The 19,561-nt window shown below is 30.7% G+C and carries 19 protein-coding genes; 2 read left to right on the top strand and 17 right to left on the bottom strand.

From position 1 onward, the window contains the following. Positions 1-106: 106 nt before the first annotated feature. The 15 genes from H527_RS0101010 to H527_RS21125 form a co-directional block, all read right to left on the bottom strand. Positions 107-1,084 carry a polyprenyl synthetase family protein gene (locus tag H527_RS0101010; protein ID WP_027410979.1) on the bottom strand — a complete coding sequence of 326 codons (978 nt, stop codon included), beginning with the start codon at positions 1,082-1,084 and terminating at the stop codon, positions 107-109. A 131-nt stretch (positions 1,085-1,215) separates the two neighbouring features. After that, positions 1,216-2,256, bottom strand: a complete 1,041-nt coding sequence (rlmN, locus tag H527_RS0101005; protein WP_027410978.1) for a dual-specificity RNA methyltransferase RlmN — start codon at positions 2,254-2,256, stop codon at positions 1,216-1,218. A gap of 126 nt (positions 2,257-2,382) precedes the next feature. Next, entirely contained in the window at positions 2,383-3,309 is a 927-nt protein-coding gene (locus H527_RS22940; RefSeq protein ID WP_155837775.1) for a chalcone isomerase family protein, read from the bottom strand. 290 nt (positions 3,310-3,599) lie between these two features. After that, entirely contained in the window at positions 3,600-4,649 is a 1,050-nt protein-coding gene (queA, locus tag H527_RS0100990) for a tRNA preQ1(34) S-adenosylmethionine ribosyltransferase-isomerase QueA (protein ID WP_027410977.1), read from the bottom strand. Between the two features lie 163 nt (positions 4,650-4,812). Beyond that, entirely contained in the window at positions 4,813-6,042 is a 1,230-nt protein-coding gene (locus tag H527_RS0100985) for a 3-phosphoshikimate 1-carboxyvinyltransferase (RefSeq protein ID WP_027410976.1), read from the bottom strand. Between the two features lies 1 nt (position 6,043). Next, entirely contained in the window at positions 6,044-6,202 is a 159-nt protein-coding gene (locus H527_RS24355; protein ID WP_155837774.1) for a hypothetical protein, read from the bottom strand. Between the two features lie 95 nt (positions 6,203-6,297). Then, positions 6,298-6,624: a nucleotide pyrophosphohydrolase gene (locus H527_RS0100975; protein ID WP_027410975.1), complete on the bottom strand. Its 327-nt coding sequence runs from the start codon at positions 6,622-6,624 to the stop codon at positions 6,298-6,300. A 2-nt stretch (positions 6,625-6,626) separates the two neighbouring features. Next, a complete protein-coding gene (dtd, locus tag H527_RS0100970) occupies positions 6,627-7,079 on the bottom strand; it encodes a D-aminoacyl-tRNA deacylase (protein ID WP_027410974.1) in 453 nt (150 codons plus the stop codon). Between the two features lie 188 nt (positions 7,080-7,267). Further along, positions 7,268-8,218, bottom strand: a complete 951-nt coding sequence (gene rsgA / locus H527_RS0100965) for a ribosome small subunit-dependent GTPase A (RefSeq protein ID WP_027410973.1) — start codon at positions 8,216-8,218, stop codon at positions 7,268-7,270. A gap of 353 nt (positions 8,219-8,571) precedes the next feature. Continuing rightward, positions 8,572-9,654, bottom strand: a complete 1,083-nt coding sequence (locus H527_RS0100960; protein ID WP_027410972.1) for a bifunctional 3-deoxy-7-phosphoheptulonate synthase/chorismate mutase type II — start codon at positions 9,652-9,654, stop codon at positions 8,572-8,574. A 32-nt stretch (positions 9,655-9,686) separates the two neighbouring features. Further along, positions 9,687-10,535: a prephenate dehydrogenase gene (locus tag H527_RS0100955; RefSeq protein WP_027410971.1), complete on the bottom strand. Its 849-nt coding sequence runs from the start codon at positions 10,533-10,535 to the stop codon at positions 9,687-9,689. Positions 10,536-10,541: 6 nt separating this feature from the next. Continuing rightward, positions 10,542-11,738 carry a pyridoxal phosphate-dependent aminotransferase gene (locus H527_RS21130; RefSeq protein ID WP_051316574.1) on the bottom strand — a complete coding sequence of 399 codons (1,197 nt, stop codon included), beginning with the start codon at positions 11,736-11,738 and terminating at the stop codon, positions 10,542-10,544. Beyond that, entirely contained in the window at positions 11,735-12,565 is an 831-nt protein-coding gene (locus H527_RS0100945) for a prephenate dehydratase (protein ID WP_027410970.1), read from the bottom strand. Before H527_RS0100945 ends, H527_RS21130 begins: the two co-directional genes overlap by 4 nt. A 554-nt stretch (positions 12,566-13,119) precedes the next feature. After that, positions 13,120-14,307 (bottom strand): glycine C-acetyltransferase, encoded by a 1,188-nt coding sequence (kbl, locus tag H527_RS0100940; RefSeq protein WP_027410969.1) that lies wholly within the window; start codon positions 14,305-14,307, stop codon positions 13,120-13,122. Positions 14,308-14,359: 52 nt separating this feature from the next. Further along, positions 14,360-15,334 carry an NAD-dependent epimerase/dehydratase family protein gene (locus H527_RS21125; protein ID WP_035087038.1) on the bottom strand — a complete coding sequence of 325 codons (975 nt, stop codon included), beginning with the start codon at positions 15,332-15,334 and terminating at the stop codon, positions 14,360-14,362. 260 nt (positions 15,335-15,594) lie between these two features. On the opposite strand from H527_RS21125, the gene H527_RS0100930 reads away from it, so the two are divergent. Beyond that, the gene (locus H527_RS0100930; RefSeq protein ID WP_027410968.1) at positions 15,595-16,056 is read left to right on the top strand and encodes an Lrp/AsnC family transcriptional regulator; all 462 of its coding nucleotides are present in this window, start codon (positions 15,595-15,597) and stop codon (positions 16,054-16,056) included. Positions 16,057-16,198: 142 nt separating this feature from the next. Here the strand turns inward: H527_RS0100930 and H527_RS0100925 are convergent, their stop codons facing one another. Then, the gene (locus tag H527_RS0100925) at positions 16,199-17,503 is read right to left on the bottom strand and encodes a glycoside hydrolase family 1 protein (RefSeq protein WP_027410967.1); all 1,305 of its coding nucleotides are present in this window, start codon (positions 17,501-17,503) and stop codon (positions 16,199-16,201) included. Between the two features lie 313 nt (positions 17,504-17,816). Here H527_RS0100925 and gldA point away from each other — a divergent pair, with 313 nt between their 5' ends. Next, positions 17,817-18,719 carry a gliding motility-associated ABC transporter ATP-binding subunit GldA gene (gldA, locus tag H527_RS0100920; protein WP_027410966.1) on the top strand — a complete coding sequence of 301 codons (903 nt, stop codon included), beginning with the start codon at positions 17,817-17,819 and terminating at the stop codon, positions 18,717-18,719. Positions 18,720-18,742: 23 nt separating this feature from the next. Here the strand turns inward: gldA and H527_RS0100915 are convergent, their stop codons facing one another. Continuing rightward, positions 18,743-19,558: a head GIN domain-containing protein gene (locus H527_RS0100915; RefSeq protein ID WP_081414528.1), complete on the bottom strand. Its 816-nt coding sequence runs from the start codon at positions 19,556-19,558 to the stop codon at positions 18,743-18,745. Between the last annotated feature and the right edge of the window lie 3 nt (positions 19,559-19,561).

Below are 19,561 nucleotides of genomic sequence, written 5' to 3'. Positions count from 1 at the left end.
ACTCTTGATTTACAATCATTGCTAAAAATATTATAATAAGACTAATTAGACATCTGTGTTATCATTAATTTTTTATTGCAATTTATTATACGTGATAGTTATAGTATTATTTTTTTCTATCAATAACATAACCTACCATCAATTCTAAGGAAGATTTATAATCTGATTCTGGATATTCTGATAAGATAGAAAGCGCTTCGTTCTTAAATTGATACATTATTTTAATGGCATATTCTAGTCCTCCGCTCATTTTTACAAATTCTATAACCTCTTTGACTCTTTTTTTATCTTTATTATGGTTTTTCACAGAGTTAATAAGCCATTTTTTCTTTTCTTTAGAGCAATGGTTTAAAGTATAAATTAAAGGAAGTGTCATTTTTTGCTCTTTAATATCAATTCCTGTTGGTTTACCTATAACGGTATCTCCATAGTCAAATAAATCATCTTTTATTTGAAAAGCCATTCCTATAAGCTCTCCAAATTTTCTCATTTTTTTAACACTATCGGAGTCAGGCTCTACAGAACAAGCCCCAAGACTACAACAAGCTGCAATTAACGTTGCTGTTTTCTGACGTATAATTTCATAATATATAGATTCTGTAATATCTAGATTTCTTGCTTTTTCAATCTGCAATAACTCTCCTTCACTCATTTCTCTAACTGCAACTGAAATAATCTTTAAAAGATCAAAATCTCCATAATCTATAGACAATAATAGTCCTTTTGAAAGTAAATAATCTCCTACTAAAACTGCTATTTTATTTTTCCATAACGCATTTATAGAAAAAAAACCTCGCCTTTGATTAGAATCATCGACAACGTCGTCATGAACTAGAGTTGCTGTATGTATTAATTCTATAACTGAAGCTCCCCTATATGTTCGCTCATTTACCTTTCCTCCAGACACCATTTTAGCGACTAAAAAGACAAACATAGGCCTCATCTGTTTCCCTTTTCTATTTACAATATAGTGAGTAATTCTATTAAGCAAGGCAACCTTAGAGGTCATTGATTGTGAAAACTTTTGCTCAAAAAGTTCCATTTCATCAACGATTGGTAGTTTTATTTGTTCTACAACTTTCAATATACCGTAATTAGTTCTGTTTCTTAACTTATGCGAATATAATGCAAATAGTTTTTCTTTGAAACCGATACCTTATATATAGGTATTAATTTTAACTACTTAATTATTTATATAAAAAACAATTGTTTTTTTTAAGACTTATTCGCTAATTGACCACAAGCTGCATCAATATCTTTTCCACGACTACGGCGAACATTTACTACAATACCTCTGGATTCTAAAGCTTTAATATAATTATCTGTTGCCGTTTTTGAAGCTTGCTGAAAAACCCCATCATCAATTGGATTATATTCGATTAAATTAACTTTACAAGGTACATAAGAGCAAAATTTAATTAAGGCATCAATGTCTTCTTTTTTATCATTAATCCCGTTCCAAACTACATATTCATAAGTAATTCTACTTTTGGTTTTTTGATACCAATATTCTAAGGATTCTTTAAGATCTACCAGCGGAAAATTTTCATTAAAAGGCATTATAGACGTTCTAACCTCCTCAATTGCAGAATGTAAAGATACTGCTAATTTAAATCGAACCTGATCATCCGCCATTTTTTTGATCATCTTTGGAACCCCTGATGTGGATAATGTTATTCTTTTTGGGGACATTGCTAATCCATCTATAGAGGTGATTTTATCAATAGCCGATAATACATTATTATAATTCATCAAAGGCTCTCCCATACCCATAAATACAACATTAGACAATGGTCTATTATGATACAATCTACTTTCTTTATCAATAGCCATAACCTGATCATATATCTCATCGGGATTAAGGTTTCTCATTCTTTTTAAGCGAGCAGTTGCACAAAATTTACAATCTAAACTACAACCAACCTGTGATGATATACAAGCTGTTGTTCTTGTTGATGTAGGAATTAATACTGATTCTACTATTAAACCATCGTGCAATCTTACAGCGTTTTTTATAGTACCATCTGTACTTCGCTGCATTTGATCTACCTTTATATGATTGATAACAAAATTCTTTTCTAACATTTCTCGGGTTTCTTTAGAAATATTAGTCATATCCATAAAACTATGAGCTCCTTTGCTCCATAACCATTCATAGACTTGGTTTCCTCTAAAAGCTTTATCATTATTATCCTCAAAGAAAACTCGTAGTTCTTCTTTGGTTAACGCTCTTATATCTTTTTTTTTCACATTCATATTATTTACAAAAGTAAAAGATAAAATGGTACTTTAACCACATCATCGTTCTTTATTATAATAAGCTAAAAAAACCCTGATATTTATTTATCAGGGTTTTTTTAGCTTAGCTTCTATTATAGAGTACTAATCTAATATTCTTTTCCATTCATGAACTCCGCCACCACCTTTATACTTAACATAAAGTATATTTTTATCATCCTGATCAATCCATATTTGGCAATCTGACACCTTGCCTGTATTTATATCTGTAAATTTACCGTTTACATATCTATCTCCTTCTAATTGCAATCTTTTTAAAATTACTAATCCTTCTACATTTTGGTTTTTATCCGCCCCTTCACACTCATAACAGATGGCATCTCTTTCTGATATACGTAACATTCTTTGTATAGAACCATATACCTTATCTTTAATAATATAGAGCTGTATTATATTAATAGCAACTCCTGTTTTTTTATCGTATGTTTTCCATTTACCTAAAATAGGGTTTGGTTCATAAGATGCTAATAAATTCTCTTTTAACTCTAAATCTACAGGATTTTCTCCCAACCAGATTTTAAATAGTGCTTTTTTAAATTCTTTACTATTAATTGTGCCTAATTTCTCCTTATTTTTAAACAAAGATAAGGTTCCTCCTTTAACATATAGAATCCTGAATATATCAAACTTATTTATTTCTCCAGGAAGAAGATTTAAAAAATCACGTATTTGATTTTCTAGCAGATAACTATTACCATCGGTAGCTCTCTCTAAACCATTTCTAATAATTTCTTTAAAATCACTATCCGTAACAGAAGAAATTATTTTAATAGTTATCGCCATAGTAACATCTTTTTCTGCTACCATTATTCCATCCTCTACGCCATCTACTTCAAAATCCAGATAAAGTGCCATTGCGTATAATTTGTCTTTTTCTCCTGCTCCGTTAAGCATCAACTCAGTATCATTATCAAAAACATCTATGTCATTAAAATGAATATCGCCTACTTTGGTTTGCGAAAAAGAAAAAAGAGCATTCAAAAATACTATGTAATAAATTACTTTCTTCATACTATAATTAGGTTTATTATTCTTTTTATAATTTGGGTACACAAAAAAACAATACAAATCTATAAAAACCTCATTTATTAGTTCTACATAAAGTGTTTTTCGATGAAAACCACTATTTACCGTTTTATGGCATCTAATAAATTATGGCTATGCCGTAATATTTTAAGGCGTCGAAAATAATACTTTTTCATACAAAAAACATTATTTACTTATTAATTTCTAAAAACATATAAAAACCCCCACCTAAATCAAGATTTAGCGGGGGTATTTTATGTTCTCTCATTTTATGATTAAATGATTAGCATGGCATCGCCATAAGAATAAAACTTATATTTTTCTTTTACAGCTTGTTCATACGCTTCTTTAAGGAAATCATGCCCTGCAAATGCAGAAACCATCATCAATAAAGTTGATTTAGGGGTATGAAAATTTGTAATCATACTATTTGCTATACTAAAATCATAGGGAGGAAATATAAATTTATTAGTCCATCCTCCAAATTCGTTTAGCGTTCTTTCTGAAGACACGGAACTTTCTAGAGCTCTCATTACTGTAGTTCCTACAGCACAAATCCTCTGTTTATTAGCAATTCCATTGTTTATAGTATCCACAGCTTGAGCTGTAACATATGCCTCTTCGCTATCCATCTTATGCTTAGACAAATCTTCTACTTCTACTGGATTAAATGTTCCTAAACCAACATGCAGGGTAATTTCAGCAAAATCAACTCCTTTTATTTCTAATCTTTTCATAAGATGTTTAGAAAAGTGAAGTCCTGCTGTGGGAGCAGCTACAGCTCCTTCATTTTTAGCATAAATGGTCTGATATCTTTCTTCATCTTCGGGTTCAGCTTCTCTTTTTATGTATTTAGGAAGAGGTGTTTCTCCTAAGTCTGTAAGTTTTTGTCTAAACTCATCATAGGAACCATCATATAAAAATCGTAAAGTACGTCCTCTTGAGGTAGTATTATCGATTACCTCTGCTACTAAACTTTCATCGTCACCAAAATATAATTTGTTTCCAATACGTATTTTTCTTGCTGGATCAACGAGTACGTCCCAAAGTCGTGTTTCTGAGTTTAGTTCCCGTAATAAAAACACTTCAATTCTAGCTCCAGTTTTTTCTTTATTTCCATATAACCTTGCAGGAAAAACCTTAGTATTATTAACAACCATTACATCATTAGGGCTAAAATAATCTATAAGATCTTTAAATTGTTTATGTTCTATGGTTTGTTCCTTTCTATTAAGAACCATTAGCCGAGATTCATCTCTGTTTTCTGCAGGATATTCTGCTAATAATTCTTGCGGAAGGTTAAAATTGAAATGTGATAACTTCATTCGTGTTTGTTTTTTTGGAAGATGCAAATATACAATCTTGAGATAGGCGTTGTCAAGTAAATTAGAATATATTTATTGTTTTAAATAAAACCACCCTTCTCTTTTTAAATAAAATACATCTTACTTATCACTTAATTTAGTATTAAAATGCTCTAAATCCGTATTAGTATTTACTCGTTCTGAAACCTAGTTTTTCTAAATCTGACCAAAAATCAGGATAGGACTTAGAAACGACATTGGCATCTTTAATAAACAAAGAGGTTTTAAGTGCCAAAGGAGCAAACGCCATAGCCATACGGTGATCATTATATGTTTCTACATAAACTTCTTTTTTAATAGATACTGGATGAGATTCCAAGTACAAAGAATCTTTTGTTATATTAACTCTACCTCCAAATTTCTCTATTTCTGTTTTTAAGGCTTCAAGTCGATCTGTTTCTTTTATTTTTAGTGTATGTAATCCTGTTAAACAACACTCTACTCCTAATCCAAAACAGGTTACGACTATAGTCTGAGCAATATCAGGTGAATTAGATAAATCTAATGCTTCAGGAAATCCAGAAATATTGTTTGAGTTTTTCTTTATGGTAATTGTATTTTGATTAAAAACAGTATCTACTCCAAGGTTTTTATATATTTCAACTAAAGAAGAGTCTCCTTGATAGCTTTGTTTTTTATAACTACCTATAGTTACAGATCCGTTTTCTGACAATGCCACTATACTATAAAAATAAGATGCTGAACTCCAATCTGATTCTACAACTATATTTTTGGGCAAAATTTCTTTATGGTAATTTATTGTAATTTTATTATTCTCATAACGCCCTTCTATACCTGCATCACTTAACAAACTTAATGTCATATTAATATACGGCACAGAGGTTACTTTTCCTTCTAAAAAAATTTCGAGTCCATTTGATAATGATGAAGCAATTAACATTAAGGCAGATATATACTGACTACTAACATTTGCTTGCAGAGAAACACTATTTGTAGTTGGGCTTTTTCCGTGAATTTTAATTGGCGGATATCCTTTTTCGTTCTCATATGTGATTTCACAGCCTAATTGTTGTAATGCTTCGACCAATATCTTGATTGGTCTTTCCTTCATCCTTTTACTACCTGTTAGCACAGTTTCTTTTCCTTCTTTTATTGCAAAATAAGCGGTAAGAAATCGCATTGCGGTTCCTGCATGATGAATATCTACTATAGTATCCGAATTCCTTAATGCTTTTTGCATTAATTCTGAATCATCACTATTCGATACATTTTCGATACTTATATTTGGATATAATGCTTGTAAGATAAGTAATCTATTCGTTTCGCTTTTAGATCCTGTAATTTGTAGTGTTTTGTTTTCTATATTAGAAATATAGTCTAATTTCAAATTCATACTATCGATTTGATTTTCTTTTTCTTAATTCAAAATAATACCCCATTATCATACCATACGCTAATCCTCCAACAAGTCGGGATAACATATATCTAATCCATTGTTGATTATAGATTCGTTGCTCGACAAAAGTATCTAAAGAGCTTACGCCGTATTGCATAAAATATTCTATAAGGCTAAATATAAACACAAAACCAAGCCCTATGAAACAGACGGAAAGCCAATATTTTTTAGATGAAATTATAGAAATAAACATTATTTTAATTTTTCATTATTATGATGGCGATCATGATCTCGTTTTGTTTTGATATCTAATTTTTTATCAAAAGCTTCTTGAAGATCTACTCCTGTTTGATTGGCCAGACATAATACTACAAATAAAACATCTGCTAATTCTTCACCAAGATCTTTATTTTTATCGCTCTCTTTTTCACTTTGCTCCCCATAACGCCTTGCTATGATCCTAGCTACCTCTCCTACTTCTTCCGTTAATTGAGCCATATTGGTTAACTCATTAAAATATCGAACTCCGTGATCTTTAATCCAATCATCTACGGTTTGTTGTGCATTTTGGATATTCATTATTATTCTTTATTTTTAGTATCAACAATTATGGTAACTGGCCCGTCATTTAATAAAGATACTTTCATATCTGCACCAAATACTCCTGTACCAACTTTTTTTTGCATATCTAATTCTAACTGATTTATAAAACTTTCGTATAACGGAATAGCTATTTCAGGTTTTGCTGCATTAATATAACTTGGTCTGTTACCTTTTTTAATACTAGCATGTAAGGTAAACTGACTTACGACTATAGCATCACCAGAGATATCTATCACACTTTTATTCATTACTCTTTTTTCATCTTCAAATATTCTAAGCCGAGATATTTTTCCTGATAACCAAAATATATCTTCTTCAGAATCTCCCTCTTCTATCCCAATCAGAATAAGTAGCCCTTGGTTTATACTTGAAATAATGTTGCTATCCACAGTGACCGAAGCACTAGAAACTCTTTGAATTACTGCTCTCATTTATTAATTGACAATTTAAACAACTTTTATTGACATCTATTTATACAAAAACAACCTTTCTTTAGGGGTTTCATATAATTTACGCCTCTCATAAATCCAAAATTATTTGAATCAATAATTTTCTTTTATAATTCGAGTTTTACTTTTCTAAGGAATCGACATTATTTTATAATTACATCTAATAAAGTCTATTCTTCATCATAATTATTTTTCCTATAATGCTCTTCTTCTCCTTCCAAAATTTGGAGATAGCTTTTATATCTAGACCAAGCAATTTCTTCAGCATCCAAAGCTTCTTTGACTGCACACTTTGGTTCATTAACGTGTAAACAATTATTAAACTTACACTCTGATTTTAATCTAAAAAACTCTGGGAAATAATCTCCTATCTCTTCTCTCTCTATATCTACAATTCCGAAGCCTTTTATACCTGGTGTATCAATAATTTTAGCATCAAAACTTAAATCAAACATTTCTGCAAAAGTTGTAGTATGCTGCCCTTGTTGGTGCTGATCACTAATTTTTGCTGTTTTTAAAGATAACTCTGGTGCAATAGCATTTACTAATGTCGACTTGCCGACTCCACTATGTCCAGAAAACATACTGACTTTTCCTGTCATAACGTCTTTCACCTTATCCACATTTTTACCAGATTTTGCAGAAATCCCAATACACTCATAACCGATTTTCCTATATAATGCTGCTAAATATTTCACCTCTAAAAGCTCCTCTTCGTTATAAGTATCTATTTTATTAAAAAGTAAAATAGCTTTAATACCATATGCCTCTGCAGTAACTAAAAATCTATCTATAAATGTTGTGAATGTAGTTGGATTATTTAAAGTGATTAACAAAAAGACTACATCTATATTTGATGCTATGATATGTGTCTGTTTGGATAAGTTAACTGATTTTCGAATAATATAATTTTGTCTTTCGTGAATATTTTCAATAACCCCAGTTTCCTGATCACTATTTGTATCTAATCTAAAATCAACTACATCTCCTACAGTTATAGGATTGGTGCTTTTAATACCTTTTATCCTAAACTTACCCTTTATTCGACATTCATATATTTTACTGTTATCGGCTTTAACCGTATACCAACTCCCTGTAGATTTATAAACAATACCTGTCATAAGTACAAAGATGCAAATATTAATATTTTTGAAGCTATTATTTTTTTTCTTAATTTAAAAAACTCCATATTGATATATAATTTCCTTGTATAAATATTGATTTTTTAATTAACTACGAGATAAAATTTGTTTTCAAAATACAGTTATCAATAATTTAGTAGCCGTAGCAAAAACAAATACTATATTTTTTTTTGAAAGCTAGGATATCCGCTTTTATCACTAATCCTGTAGTGATTTTCGTTACGATAACCATGATAATAACGCATTACTAGTGCTTCTTTAACACAAAATAACCTTCTATAAAGTGTATTTTATAAAGCCATCTGCTAAGAATATAGCAGATGGCTTTATTTTTATCCTTTCGCCACTTTTTTCTGATGATTAATAGATTCTTGATGAATTGCTTTGTAAATACGAAGCATAAACTCCTCACTCAATCCGTTTTCTTCTCCTTCGAGAATCATTTTTCCTAATATTTCATTCCATCTTTTAGATTGTAAGATTGCAACATTCTGTTTTGCTTTTACTTTACCAATTTCATCAGAAATTCTCATTCTTTTTGATAAAACATCTAATAACTGGTTGTCTGCTATATCAATTTTAGCACGCAACTCACTAAGTGCTTTTTGATATGCTTCATCTACCCCAACTTCTTTACGGATTTTTAAATCTTTCATATACTGAATTAATGTCTCTGGTGTTATCTGCTGCTTTGCATCACTCCATGCATTATCTGGATCATAATGTGTTTCTACTATTAATCCATCAAAATTAAGTTCTAATGCTGTTTGAGATAAATCAAAAATCAAATCTCTTCTTCCTGCAATATGAGAAGGGTCTAATATTAATGGTAAATCGGGAAAACGGTTTTGTAAATCAATTGGTATTTGCCATTCTGGGATATTACGATATTTAGTTTTTTCATAAGTAGAAAACCCTCTATGAATAACCCCTAGATTTTTTACATCTGCTGTATAAAAACGTTCTACCGCCCCTAACCATAACGATAAATCTGGATTAATAGGGTTTTTTATCAATACGGGGTTGTCTATTCCTCTACAAGCATCTGCTATATCTTGAACAATAAAAGGAGAAACTGTACTTCTTGCTCCTATCCACAGAACATCAACTCCGTGTTTTAAAGCTAACTCTACATGATGAGGGCTTGCTACTTCTGTAGCTATCTTCATACCTGTTTCTTCTTTAGCTCGTTGTAGCCATTTTAACCCCAAAGCACCTACCCCTTCAAAGTTACCTGGTCTTGTCCTTGGTTTCCAGATACCTGCACGTAATACTGTGGCATCAGAATCTTTAAGCTGATGTGCTATTTTAACTACTTGGTCTTCTGTTTCTGCACTACAAGGCCCACCTATTACTAAAGGGTGATCTAAATTATAATCATCAAGCCAGTTTCTAAGTTCTTTCTTATTCTCCATTTTAATTTTTATTTATTGTGTGTGTGTTATTACTATGCAATTCCTTTTAAAATTGTTTTTATATAATTAGTTTCTTCCATTTCTTTATGGATTGCTAAAAAATCCTCATTTTCTATTAATCCTTTAAAATGTGTAAGATTAGCTATATACTCTTTTAGAGTTTCTAATATGTTTTCTTTATTTTGTTTAAAAATAGGTGTCCACATATCTGGTGAACTTTTTGCTAAACGAACGGTAGAAGCAAAACCACTTCCTGCCATATCAAAAATATCTCTTTCATTCTTTTCTTTTTCTATTACCGTTTTACCTAGCATAAAAGAACTAATATGAGACAGGTGAGAGACATAAGCTATATGCTTATCATGTGATCCAGGATCCATATACCTAATTCGCATTCCTAGTCTAGAAAAAATCTCCATCCCTTTTTCTTGTAATTTAAATGCTGTTTTTTCTACTTCACAAATAATATTAGTTTTTCCTCTATATAAATTTGCAATAGCTGCTTGTGGTCCAGAAAACTCTGTTCCTGCAATTGGATGTGTTGCCAAGTAATTTCTTCTCTTATGATGTCTTTCTATTGTTTCACACAATTTTTTCTTTGTTGAACCTGCATCAAAGACCAAACAATCATCCCCTATTTTATCTAAAATAATCGATAAAATTTCAACAGTTGCATCTACTGGTATTGCTACAATAACAATATCTGCTTTTTCTAAACTTTCTAAATCAGACGTACAATCAATAAACCCTAATGATAATGCTTGCTTTAAATTTTCTTCATTTTTATCTACACCATAAATCATAGCTTCGTTAAAAGTTGCTTTTATATCTATTGCAAATGATCCTCCTATTAACCCTACTCCTATTACGAATACGTTCATCTATTATTAGTTTTGATTTATCATCGGTATATCAGTTATAAAATGTAATTTTTTATTTTGCAATCTTTGTATTGCTTCTTCTATATTTTCTTTAGCTATACATAATGAAAAACGTATATACCCTTTCCCATTGCTTCCAAAAATATCTCCAGGAGCAATAAAAATATCATTTTGATATAAGATATTATCGATAAATTCTACTGCATTTACCCCATCACGAAGCTTAACCCAAACAAACATTCCTTTTGTAGTTTTATCATAACTACCTCCTAATAAACTTGCTAATTTCCATATTAGTTCTCTCCTTTCTTTATAAATTAGATTCATGTTATCATACCAAGAATCACTAATACGCAATGCTGCAATAGCTCCTTTTTGAATACCCAAAAACATACCACTATCCATATTACTTTTTACTTTAAGTATAGCTTCGATCTTATCAGAGCTACCACTTACCATCCCTACTCGCCATCCTGCCATATTAAAAGTTTTGCTTAACGAATTAAGTTCTAAAGCTACATCTTTTGCTCCATTTATTGAAAAAATACTAATAGGATACTCATTTAAAATAAAGCTATATGGGTTATCATTAACCAATAGGATGCTATGTTTTTTAGCAAAATCAATCAGTTTTTGAAAAAGATTAATACTTCCAGAAGATCCTGTTGGCATATTTGGATAATTAACCCACATCACTTTAACCTTACTTAAGTCCATTTTTGAAAGGCTATGAAAATCTGGTTCCCAGTTATTATTTTCTACCAAATCATAAAACAGTGGCTTCGCTCCAATTAAATTAGCTACTGCTGTATAAGTAGGATATCCCGGATTAGGAACTAACACTTGATCTCCTTCGTTTAAATATGCTAGTGAAATATGCATAATCCCTTCTTTGGATCCCATTAAAGGTAAAATTTCATTTTCTGGATTTAAAGAGACTTTATATTTTGCTTTATAAAAATCTGAAATTGCTTTGCGTAACTCTGGAATCCCTTGATAGCTTTGATACTTGTGAGCCCCTTCTATAAGTGCTTCTTCTTGAATAGCCTGTACTACTTCTTTTGGAGGGTCTAGATCAGGGCTTCCTATTGCCATATTTAAAACTGGTTTTCCTGAAGCTATGCGCTCTCTTACTTCTCTTAGCTTTTTGGAAAAATAATACTCTTCTATAGTTTCTAATCTTTTTGCAGTTGATATCCTCATCCGTTCTGATTTTTATATTCTCCTAGTACTTTAAGTTCTAGTGCCATTATTTTTAAAATTGACATCGCCTTTTCGTAATTTTTATATTCAGTAAATGTTACATCTACAAAAAAAGAATATTTCCAAGGCATACTAATTACTGGCAAGGATTGTATTTTCGTTAAATTTAATCCACAATCACTCATTACATTAAGTACAGTTGCCAAACTTCCTTTTTTATGATCTGTTAGAAATTTTAAGGATGCTTTATTTATTTCTTTCTTCTCTACCTTTATTTCTTTGTATTTGTTTAAAATAAAAAAACGAGTGCTATTTGATTTTATAGTCTGAATCTCTTTTGCTAAAATATTTAGATTGTAAATATTTGCTGCTGTTTCACCAGCTACTGCCGCTATTCCTATTAGTTGCTTTTCATGAATTCTTTTAGCAACATCTGCCGTATCTGCATCTTCTACTAGTTTGATATGAGGTTGCCCTTTAAAAAACTCTTTACACTGTAACAAAGCCATGGGATGCGAATACACCTCTTTTATATCAGAAATCTCTTGATTATCTAATGCCATCAAACAATGATGAATAGGCTGAAAGTACTCTCCTCTAATAGTAAGATTATGCTCATCGATATATGCGTAATTAGGAATAATGGATCCTGCTATCGAGTTTTCGATAGCCATTACTGCATCTGTACTTTTTTCGTTCTCTAGACTAAGTACTAATTCTTGAAAAGACATACACTCTTTTACATCGACATTTTCTCCAAAATATGCTTGAGCAACTCCATGATGATAAGAGCCTTTTACCCCTTGTATAGCTACCTTTTGTTTCATTTATTTATTTTATTATTTTTCAATAATTTTAAACATTCAGATATTATTAATGAATCTATTCCAAAAAAAAATCCCGATTTTTTGTCGGGATTTTAGTTATATAAATTTTTGTTTATCTATTTACATAGTGATCCCGATCTTGCTTTTAAAATAAAAGAAGAAAAAATAAAATCGGTTCCAAGTAAATAAATTGCTCATTATTGTATCATTATTACATTGCTAAAGTAGCTAAAACTATTACGAATCAAAATATTTTTTATTTTTTTAATCCATTCACTTGAATTATCATCAAATCTAAATATTTAGCATCGTTTTTGTGAAATATTTTAAACAAAAATATAAGTATATTGAGAATCTTCTACATTTTAAACTGCTAACAAACGTTCGTGAACACTACTAAATCAGACCTTTACAAAAAAAACAGCAACCTATTCAACTAATTAATTCTTAAAAAGAACATTTTAGATACTTTTTAAACAAACTACCCTGTTCATTATTATATGAACAGGGTAGTTTGTTTTATATAATTTCTGCTTTTTTAAAGCTATATGAGATTATATTACATTTAGCTCTTTACCTACTTTAGTAAAGACTTTCACTGCTTTTTCTAAATGAATACGTTCATGTCCTGCGGACAGCTGAACTCTAATTCTTGCTTTTCCTTGTGGAACTACTGGATAGAAAAAGCCTATTACATAAATCCCTTCTTCTAATAGTTTTGCAGCAAACTCTTGTGCAAGTTTTGCATCATAAAGCATTACCGGAACTATTGGGTGATCCCCTGGTATGATATCAAATCCTGCAGCAGTCATTTCTGACCTAAAATATTTTGTATTTTCTTCTAATTTATCTCGTAACGTAGTTGATGACGATAGTATATCTAATACCTTAATGGACGCTCCTACTATAGAAGGAGCAACTGTATTAGAGAACAAATAAGGTCTGGAACGCTGTCTTAACATTTCTACAATTTCTTTTCTTGCAGCCGTAAATCCTCCAGATGCTCCTCCTAGCGCTTTACCGTAGGTACCTGTAATAATATCTATACGCCCCATTACATCTCGATACTCATGTGTACCTCGACCTGTTTTTCCTAAAAAACCAGTAGAATGGCACTCATCTATCATAATCATTGCTCCATACTTTTCTACCAGATCACAGATTTTGTCTAATTGTGCAATGGTGCCATCCATAGAAAAAGAACCATCTGTTACCACAAGTACTCGTCTTGATCCTTCTGCCGCTTTTAACTGCTTTTCGAGATCCTCCATATTATTATGTTCGTATCTAAAGCGTTTTGCTTTACATAATCTAACCCCATCAATAATCGAAGCGTGGTTTAATGCATCAGAGATAATAGCATCTTCTGCTCCTAAAATAGGTTCAAACACTCCTCCATTAGCATCAAAGGCTGCTGCATATAAAATACAGTCTTCCATTCCTAAAAACTCAGCTGTTTTACTCTCTAACTCTTTATGAATATCTTGAGTACCACAAATGAATCGAACTGATGACAAACCATATCCATGAGAATCTATAGCATTCTTACCTGCCTCGATAACCTCTGGATGCGAAGACAATCCTAAATAATTATTTGCGCAAAAATTTAAAACATCTTTTGTATTTGTGGTATCAATCTTTGCTCCTTGTGGAGTTGTAATTATTCTTTCTGTTTTATATAAACCAGCAGATTTAATTTCGTCTAGTTCTTTTTGTAAATCGTCTTTTATATTTGAGAACATAATTTCTTAACTATTTTAATTATTTATGTATTGTTGTAAAAAATATATTAAATCAATATGCTAAATTTTCTTGATTCTTAGATCCTGTTTTATATTTTTCTTTTAGTTTCTGGATCATAGTTTCTGTAATTGATTCTAGATCAAATTTAGGTTTCCATCCCCAATCTTTACTTGCCGCAGAATCATCTATAGAGTTTGGCCATCGAGATGCAATTTCTTGTCTAAAATCAGGAGCATAAGTAACTTTAAAATCAGGGTATAATTTACGAATTTCTGCTACTACTTCTGCTGGAGAAAAACTAATTCCTGAAATATTATAAGAAGTTCTTAGTTTAATATCTTCTTTTGGCGCATCCATCAATTCTAAAGTTGCACGTATTGCATCTTCCATAAAGATCATAGGTAGTGTTGCATCTTCTTTTAAAAAGCAACTAAATTTTTCGTTTAGTACTACCTTATGATAAATATCTACTGCATAATCTGTAGTTCCTCCTCCTGGCAACGATTGGTATCCTATCACTCCAGGATATCTAATAGATCTAACATCTAATCCATATCGCATAAAATAATATTGTGCCCAGTTCTCTCCTGCTGCCTTACTAATACCATATACTGTAGCTGGGTCCAAATAAGCATTATTAGGAGTATTATCTAAAGGAGCGCCTTCTCCAAAAACTGCAATAGAACTAGGAAAAAATACTTTTTCAATATTATTTTTTCTAGAAATCTCTAATACATTAAATAATGTTTGCATATTAATGTTCCAGGTTTGCAAAGGTGTTTCTTCTCCTTTGGCAGAAAGAATTGCTGCCAGATGATATATCTGAGTAACTTTATATTGAATAACTACTTCTTCAATTCTTTCTATATTGGTGGCATCTATTATTTCAAAATTACCAATATAATCTTCTCTAGACTTTAAATCAGAAGCTATTACATTAAGACTCCCAAATTTTTCTTTAAGAGATTCTGTTAAAACGGATCCTAACTGACCATTTGCTCCTATTACTAAAACTACCGTTTTCATATTTCCAAAAACTTTTAATTAATTAAAGTCAAAAAATTAAAACCATAAAAATATTTAAAAGCCCATCTTTAAAATATATTCTTGCTTTAAAATTATGACAATACAAAGTATTATTCCCTTGCTAAAGTAATAAATAAGGATTTTCCAGTTATATATCTCTAAAAATTAAGTAATAATCGCTTATTTTTTAAATATTATCCGCTACATTTACTTTCAATTAGGTTTTAACTATGTTTTTAAAGTAATTTTTTTGAAATAAAATGGAAGAATTAGACCCTACAGATCTTACTATACTTAGAATTTTACAGGAAGATTCTAAAAAAACAGCTAAAGAAATTGCTAATATCCTTAATCTAACTACTTCTCCGGTTTACGAACGAATACGAAGATTAGAAAAACACGGATTTATCAAAAAGTATGTTGCTATATTAGATAAAAAGTTAATCGATCGCTCCATGACTACTATTTGTCAGGTTTCTATGCGATATCATAATGAAGCTTTTATAGAAAAATTCGAAGAACAAATACAAAACCTGCAAGAAGTACAGGAGTGCTATCATATGGCTGGTCAGGTTGATTTTATTCTAAAAATACATACTAAAAGTCTCGAAGAGTATCATGATTTTGTAAAAACAAAACTTTCAAAAATTGAAAACATTGGGGTCTTAAACAGTACGTTTGTTCTAAAAGAGATAAAACACACTTCTGAATTTTATATATAATTTTTATTAGACTCAAGATCGCTACCGCTTCAAGAAATAAAAATTTATACCAAACTTAAACATCTGCAAACTATAAACTTAAAATGATTTATATGGTCACAATAAAAACAACCATTTTATATGTGTCTAATATTCATCATTATCACTCTTTTATATACTTTTTTAACCAAATTGCAGATTTTTTCATTTGTCGTTGTAAGGTGTTTCTGTTCAAACTAATTATTCCAAATTTAGGTATATAGCCTTCTGCCCACTCAAAATTATCGACTAAGGTCCATAGCAAAATCCCTTTTACGTTAATTCCTTTATCCATTACCGATTTGGTTAAATCAATCACTTTTTTATAATAATCAATTCTTTTCTGATCATCTTCCTTATCTGATAGAGCAATCCCGCACTCTGATAGCCACAATGGTTTTTCAGGATTATATGTAGAGAATCTTTCTAAAAAATACTGTGTTCCCTCAGGGTAAGTCTCCCAACCCATTATAGAGGTTTCTACATTTCTTTTTTTAGGCTTTACTTGCATTACTCCTAAATAAGGAACATACCATGCCGATTTAACGATTTGTCTTGTATATGTCTGTATTCCTAAAAAATCAAAATCAACTTTTAATGTTTCTAAATCCTCTTCTTTATAGTATTTTGGAATTCGTTTTAAAATAGGCAAATCTTCATGGGGGTATCCCATACCTAAATGAGGTTCTATAAATAAACGGTTCATTAATGCATCTATTCTATTTACGGCCTTTTGATCTGCATTTGTGTTTCTATAAGCTTCAATTTTAGTACAACTTAACGCTGTTCCTACTTGAAGTCCTTCTTTTTCTTTTAATACTCTAAAACCTTCCGCTTGCGCTAACAAAATATGATGTACACTTGATAGAAAGTTATCAATCCCTCTTTTACCAGGAGCATGTACTCCTAAAAAATACCCCGCCCCCATACACACAATTCCTTCATTTATTAATATCCAGTATTTTACTCTATCGGCATAATTATCTCTTAGTATAGCTACATAAGTTGCATACCAGTCTACAACATCTCTATTACACCAACCTCCTTTATCTTGTAGTTTTTGTGGTAAATCCCAGTGGTATGTAGTAATCCAAGGTTCTATACCTACTTCTAAACAATAATCAATCACTTTATTATAAAATTCAATCCCTTTTGAGTTTATCTTACCGAAACCTTCTGGCAATATTCTTGCCCAAGAAATAGAAAAACGAAATATTTGCAACCCAATATCTACAGCACAGTCAATATCCTCTTTATATTTATGATAAAAATCTGTAGCAATCCTAGCATTTGATCTATCTTTTATTTTATAACGTTTCTGCGTAAATGTATCCCAAATAGAAAAACCTTTTCCATCTTTATCATAAGCCCCTTCGGTTTGAGCGGCAGAAATTGTAACTCCCCACTTGAAGTTTTTATTTTTATTCATTTCCTACAAAAAATATAGGAAACATAATAGAATCTCGACATCTAACTAGTGTTTAAACAATCCTTTTTTGAGAAATAGTGATATTATTAAAAAAAGGATTTGTTGAACCCTACAAGTTAATTTTTGAAGCAGGCAATGTATTTTATATCTCAACATATCTAGTACTCTTATACTTATAAAAATAGTTCACAAAACCTCATACTTCTTTATCTTAATATTATTTTAGTGTTAAGGTCTTTTTTTCTATTTTTATTATAAAATACAGATGTGAAATATGTATTTTTGAAGATAACCCTATTTATATGCATTTTATATGTCCATAGTAGTATCTAATATTTCTAAATTTTATAATACTCAAAAAGCACTTAATTCTATTTCTTTTGAAATAAAACAAGGAGAAATTGTAGGCTTCTTAGGTCCAAATGGCGCAGGAAAATCAACTATGATGAAGATCTTAACTACCTATCTTGACCCTACTGAAGGAACAGCTATAGTAAACGGTTTTGACACACAATCTAAATCCATTGATGTAAAAAAAAGCATTGGTTATCTACCAGAACATAACCCTTTATATCTTGAGATGTATGTTCGAGAATATCTTGAGTTTAATGCTCGCATATACAAAATTTCAAAATCACGAATTGAAGAAGTTATTACATTAACAGGCTTAACTCCTGAGGCTAATAAAAAAATTAATCAACTCTCTAAAGGATACCGACAAAGAGTAGGTCTGGCTTGTGCATTACTCCACGACCCAAAGGTTTTAATTCTGGATGAACCAACAACTGGTTTAGATCCGAACCAATTGATAGAAATCAGAGAGCTTATTAAATCTATTGGTAAAGAAAAAACAGTATTCTTATCCACTCATATTATGCAAGAGGTAGAAGCAATGTGTGACCGTGTCATTATCATTAATGAGGGAGAAATTGTTGCCGATAAACATCTTAATGAAATAGCAGATAAAAAGGAACAGATTATAGAGGTAGAATTTGACTACCGAATTGAAGAAGCTTTTTTATTAGGTTTACCTAATGTTAAAGAAGTACAAAATACACATGGGTTTTGTTACCTAATTATTTTTGACACTACAAAAGATATGCGTAGTGTAGTATTTGATTTTGCTCATGACAATAAGTTAAAGATTTTACAACTAGCCAGAAAAAATAAAAATCTGGAAAGTTTATTTAGAGAATTAACTAATAAAAACACCTAAATTATTTAAGTTTTATTACTTATTTAATATTGAAATATAAGCTTGCCTGTAAAAAACTCTTCTACAGTTACAACTGGAGGCTTGGTAACAGAAATCACATCTCCTGTACTTCGTATTTCTCCTGTAATAGATTCTTGTGGATGTACTATGACTTTATTGGTTCCTCTATGAAAAATCGAAACATTTTTAGCTACTAAACCCCTTCCTTCAAACCTTCCAGTTCCAGAAGCCATAGTAACATTTAAAGTTTCTGTAATTCCTTTTATAAAAAAAGAAGCTATACTATTACCTACTATCGAGACAGAGGTATTGTCTACCTGCATAGTAAAAGTCCCATTTGTATTTGTGGTGTCTTCCCCAAAATCCTCAGACAACAATGTCAATGAAGGGTATTGTAATACTCCATCTGAAGAAATATCAAACTGAGTATTACTTCGTATTTCGGTCACATTAGGAGCGGTAACAAAAATCTTTGTTTGGTTAAAACCTCTAAAAAACCCACAATTATTAGCATCACTAAGTGTTAAGCGATCTCCTTGTACTGCTGCAGAAACATCATTTAAAAGATTATCTCCTGTTTCAATTATAACCGAAGTACTTATTCCTTCTTTTAAAACAAGCTCTATGTTTGGGTTTACCAAAATTCGATTAAAATCAGAAACTACAATCTCTTTTCTTACTATAGTACCTGTTCTTTGAAAGCAATCTGAAGCATTTTCAGAGTCACAACTAAACAAAAACAATACTCCTAAAATTAATATAATTCTAACCACGGTATATTTTAAAAAAGGGTCTAATACTATTGTCTTTATATTTTCTTTTCTTAAACTAAGATACATATT

This window comes from Aquimarina muelleri DSM 19832, assembly GCF_000430665.1.
GTDB lineage: Bacteria > Bacteroidota > Bacteroidia > Flavobacteriales > Flavobacteriaceae > Aquimarina > Aquimarina muelleri.
The sequence above is the reverse complement of the archived record's forward strand: the minus strand, read 5'-3'. Positions and strand labels throughout refer to the sequence as shown.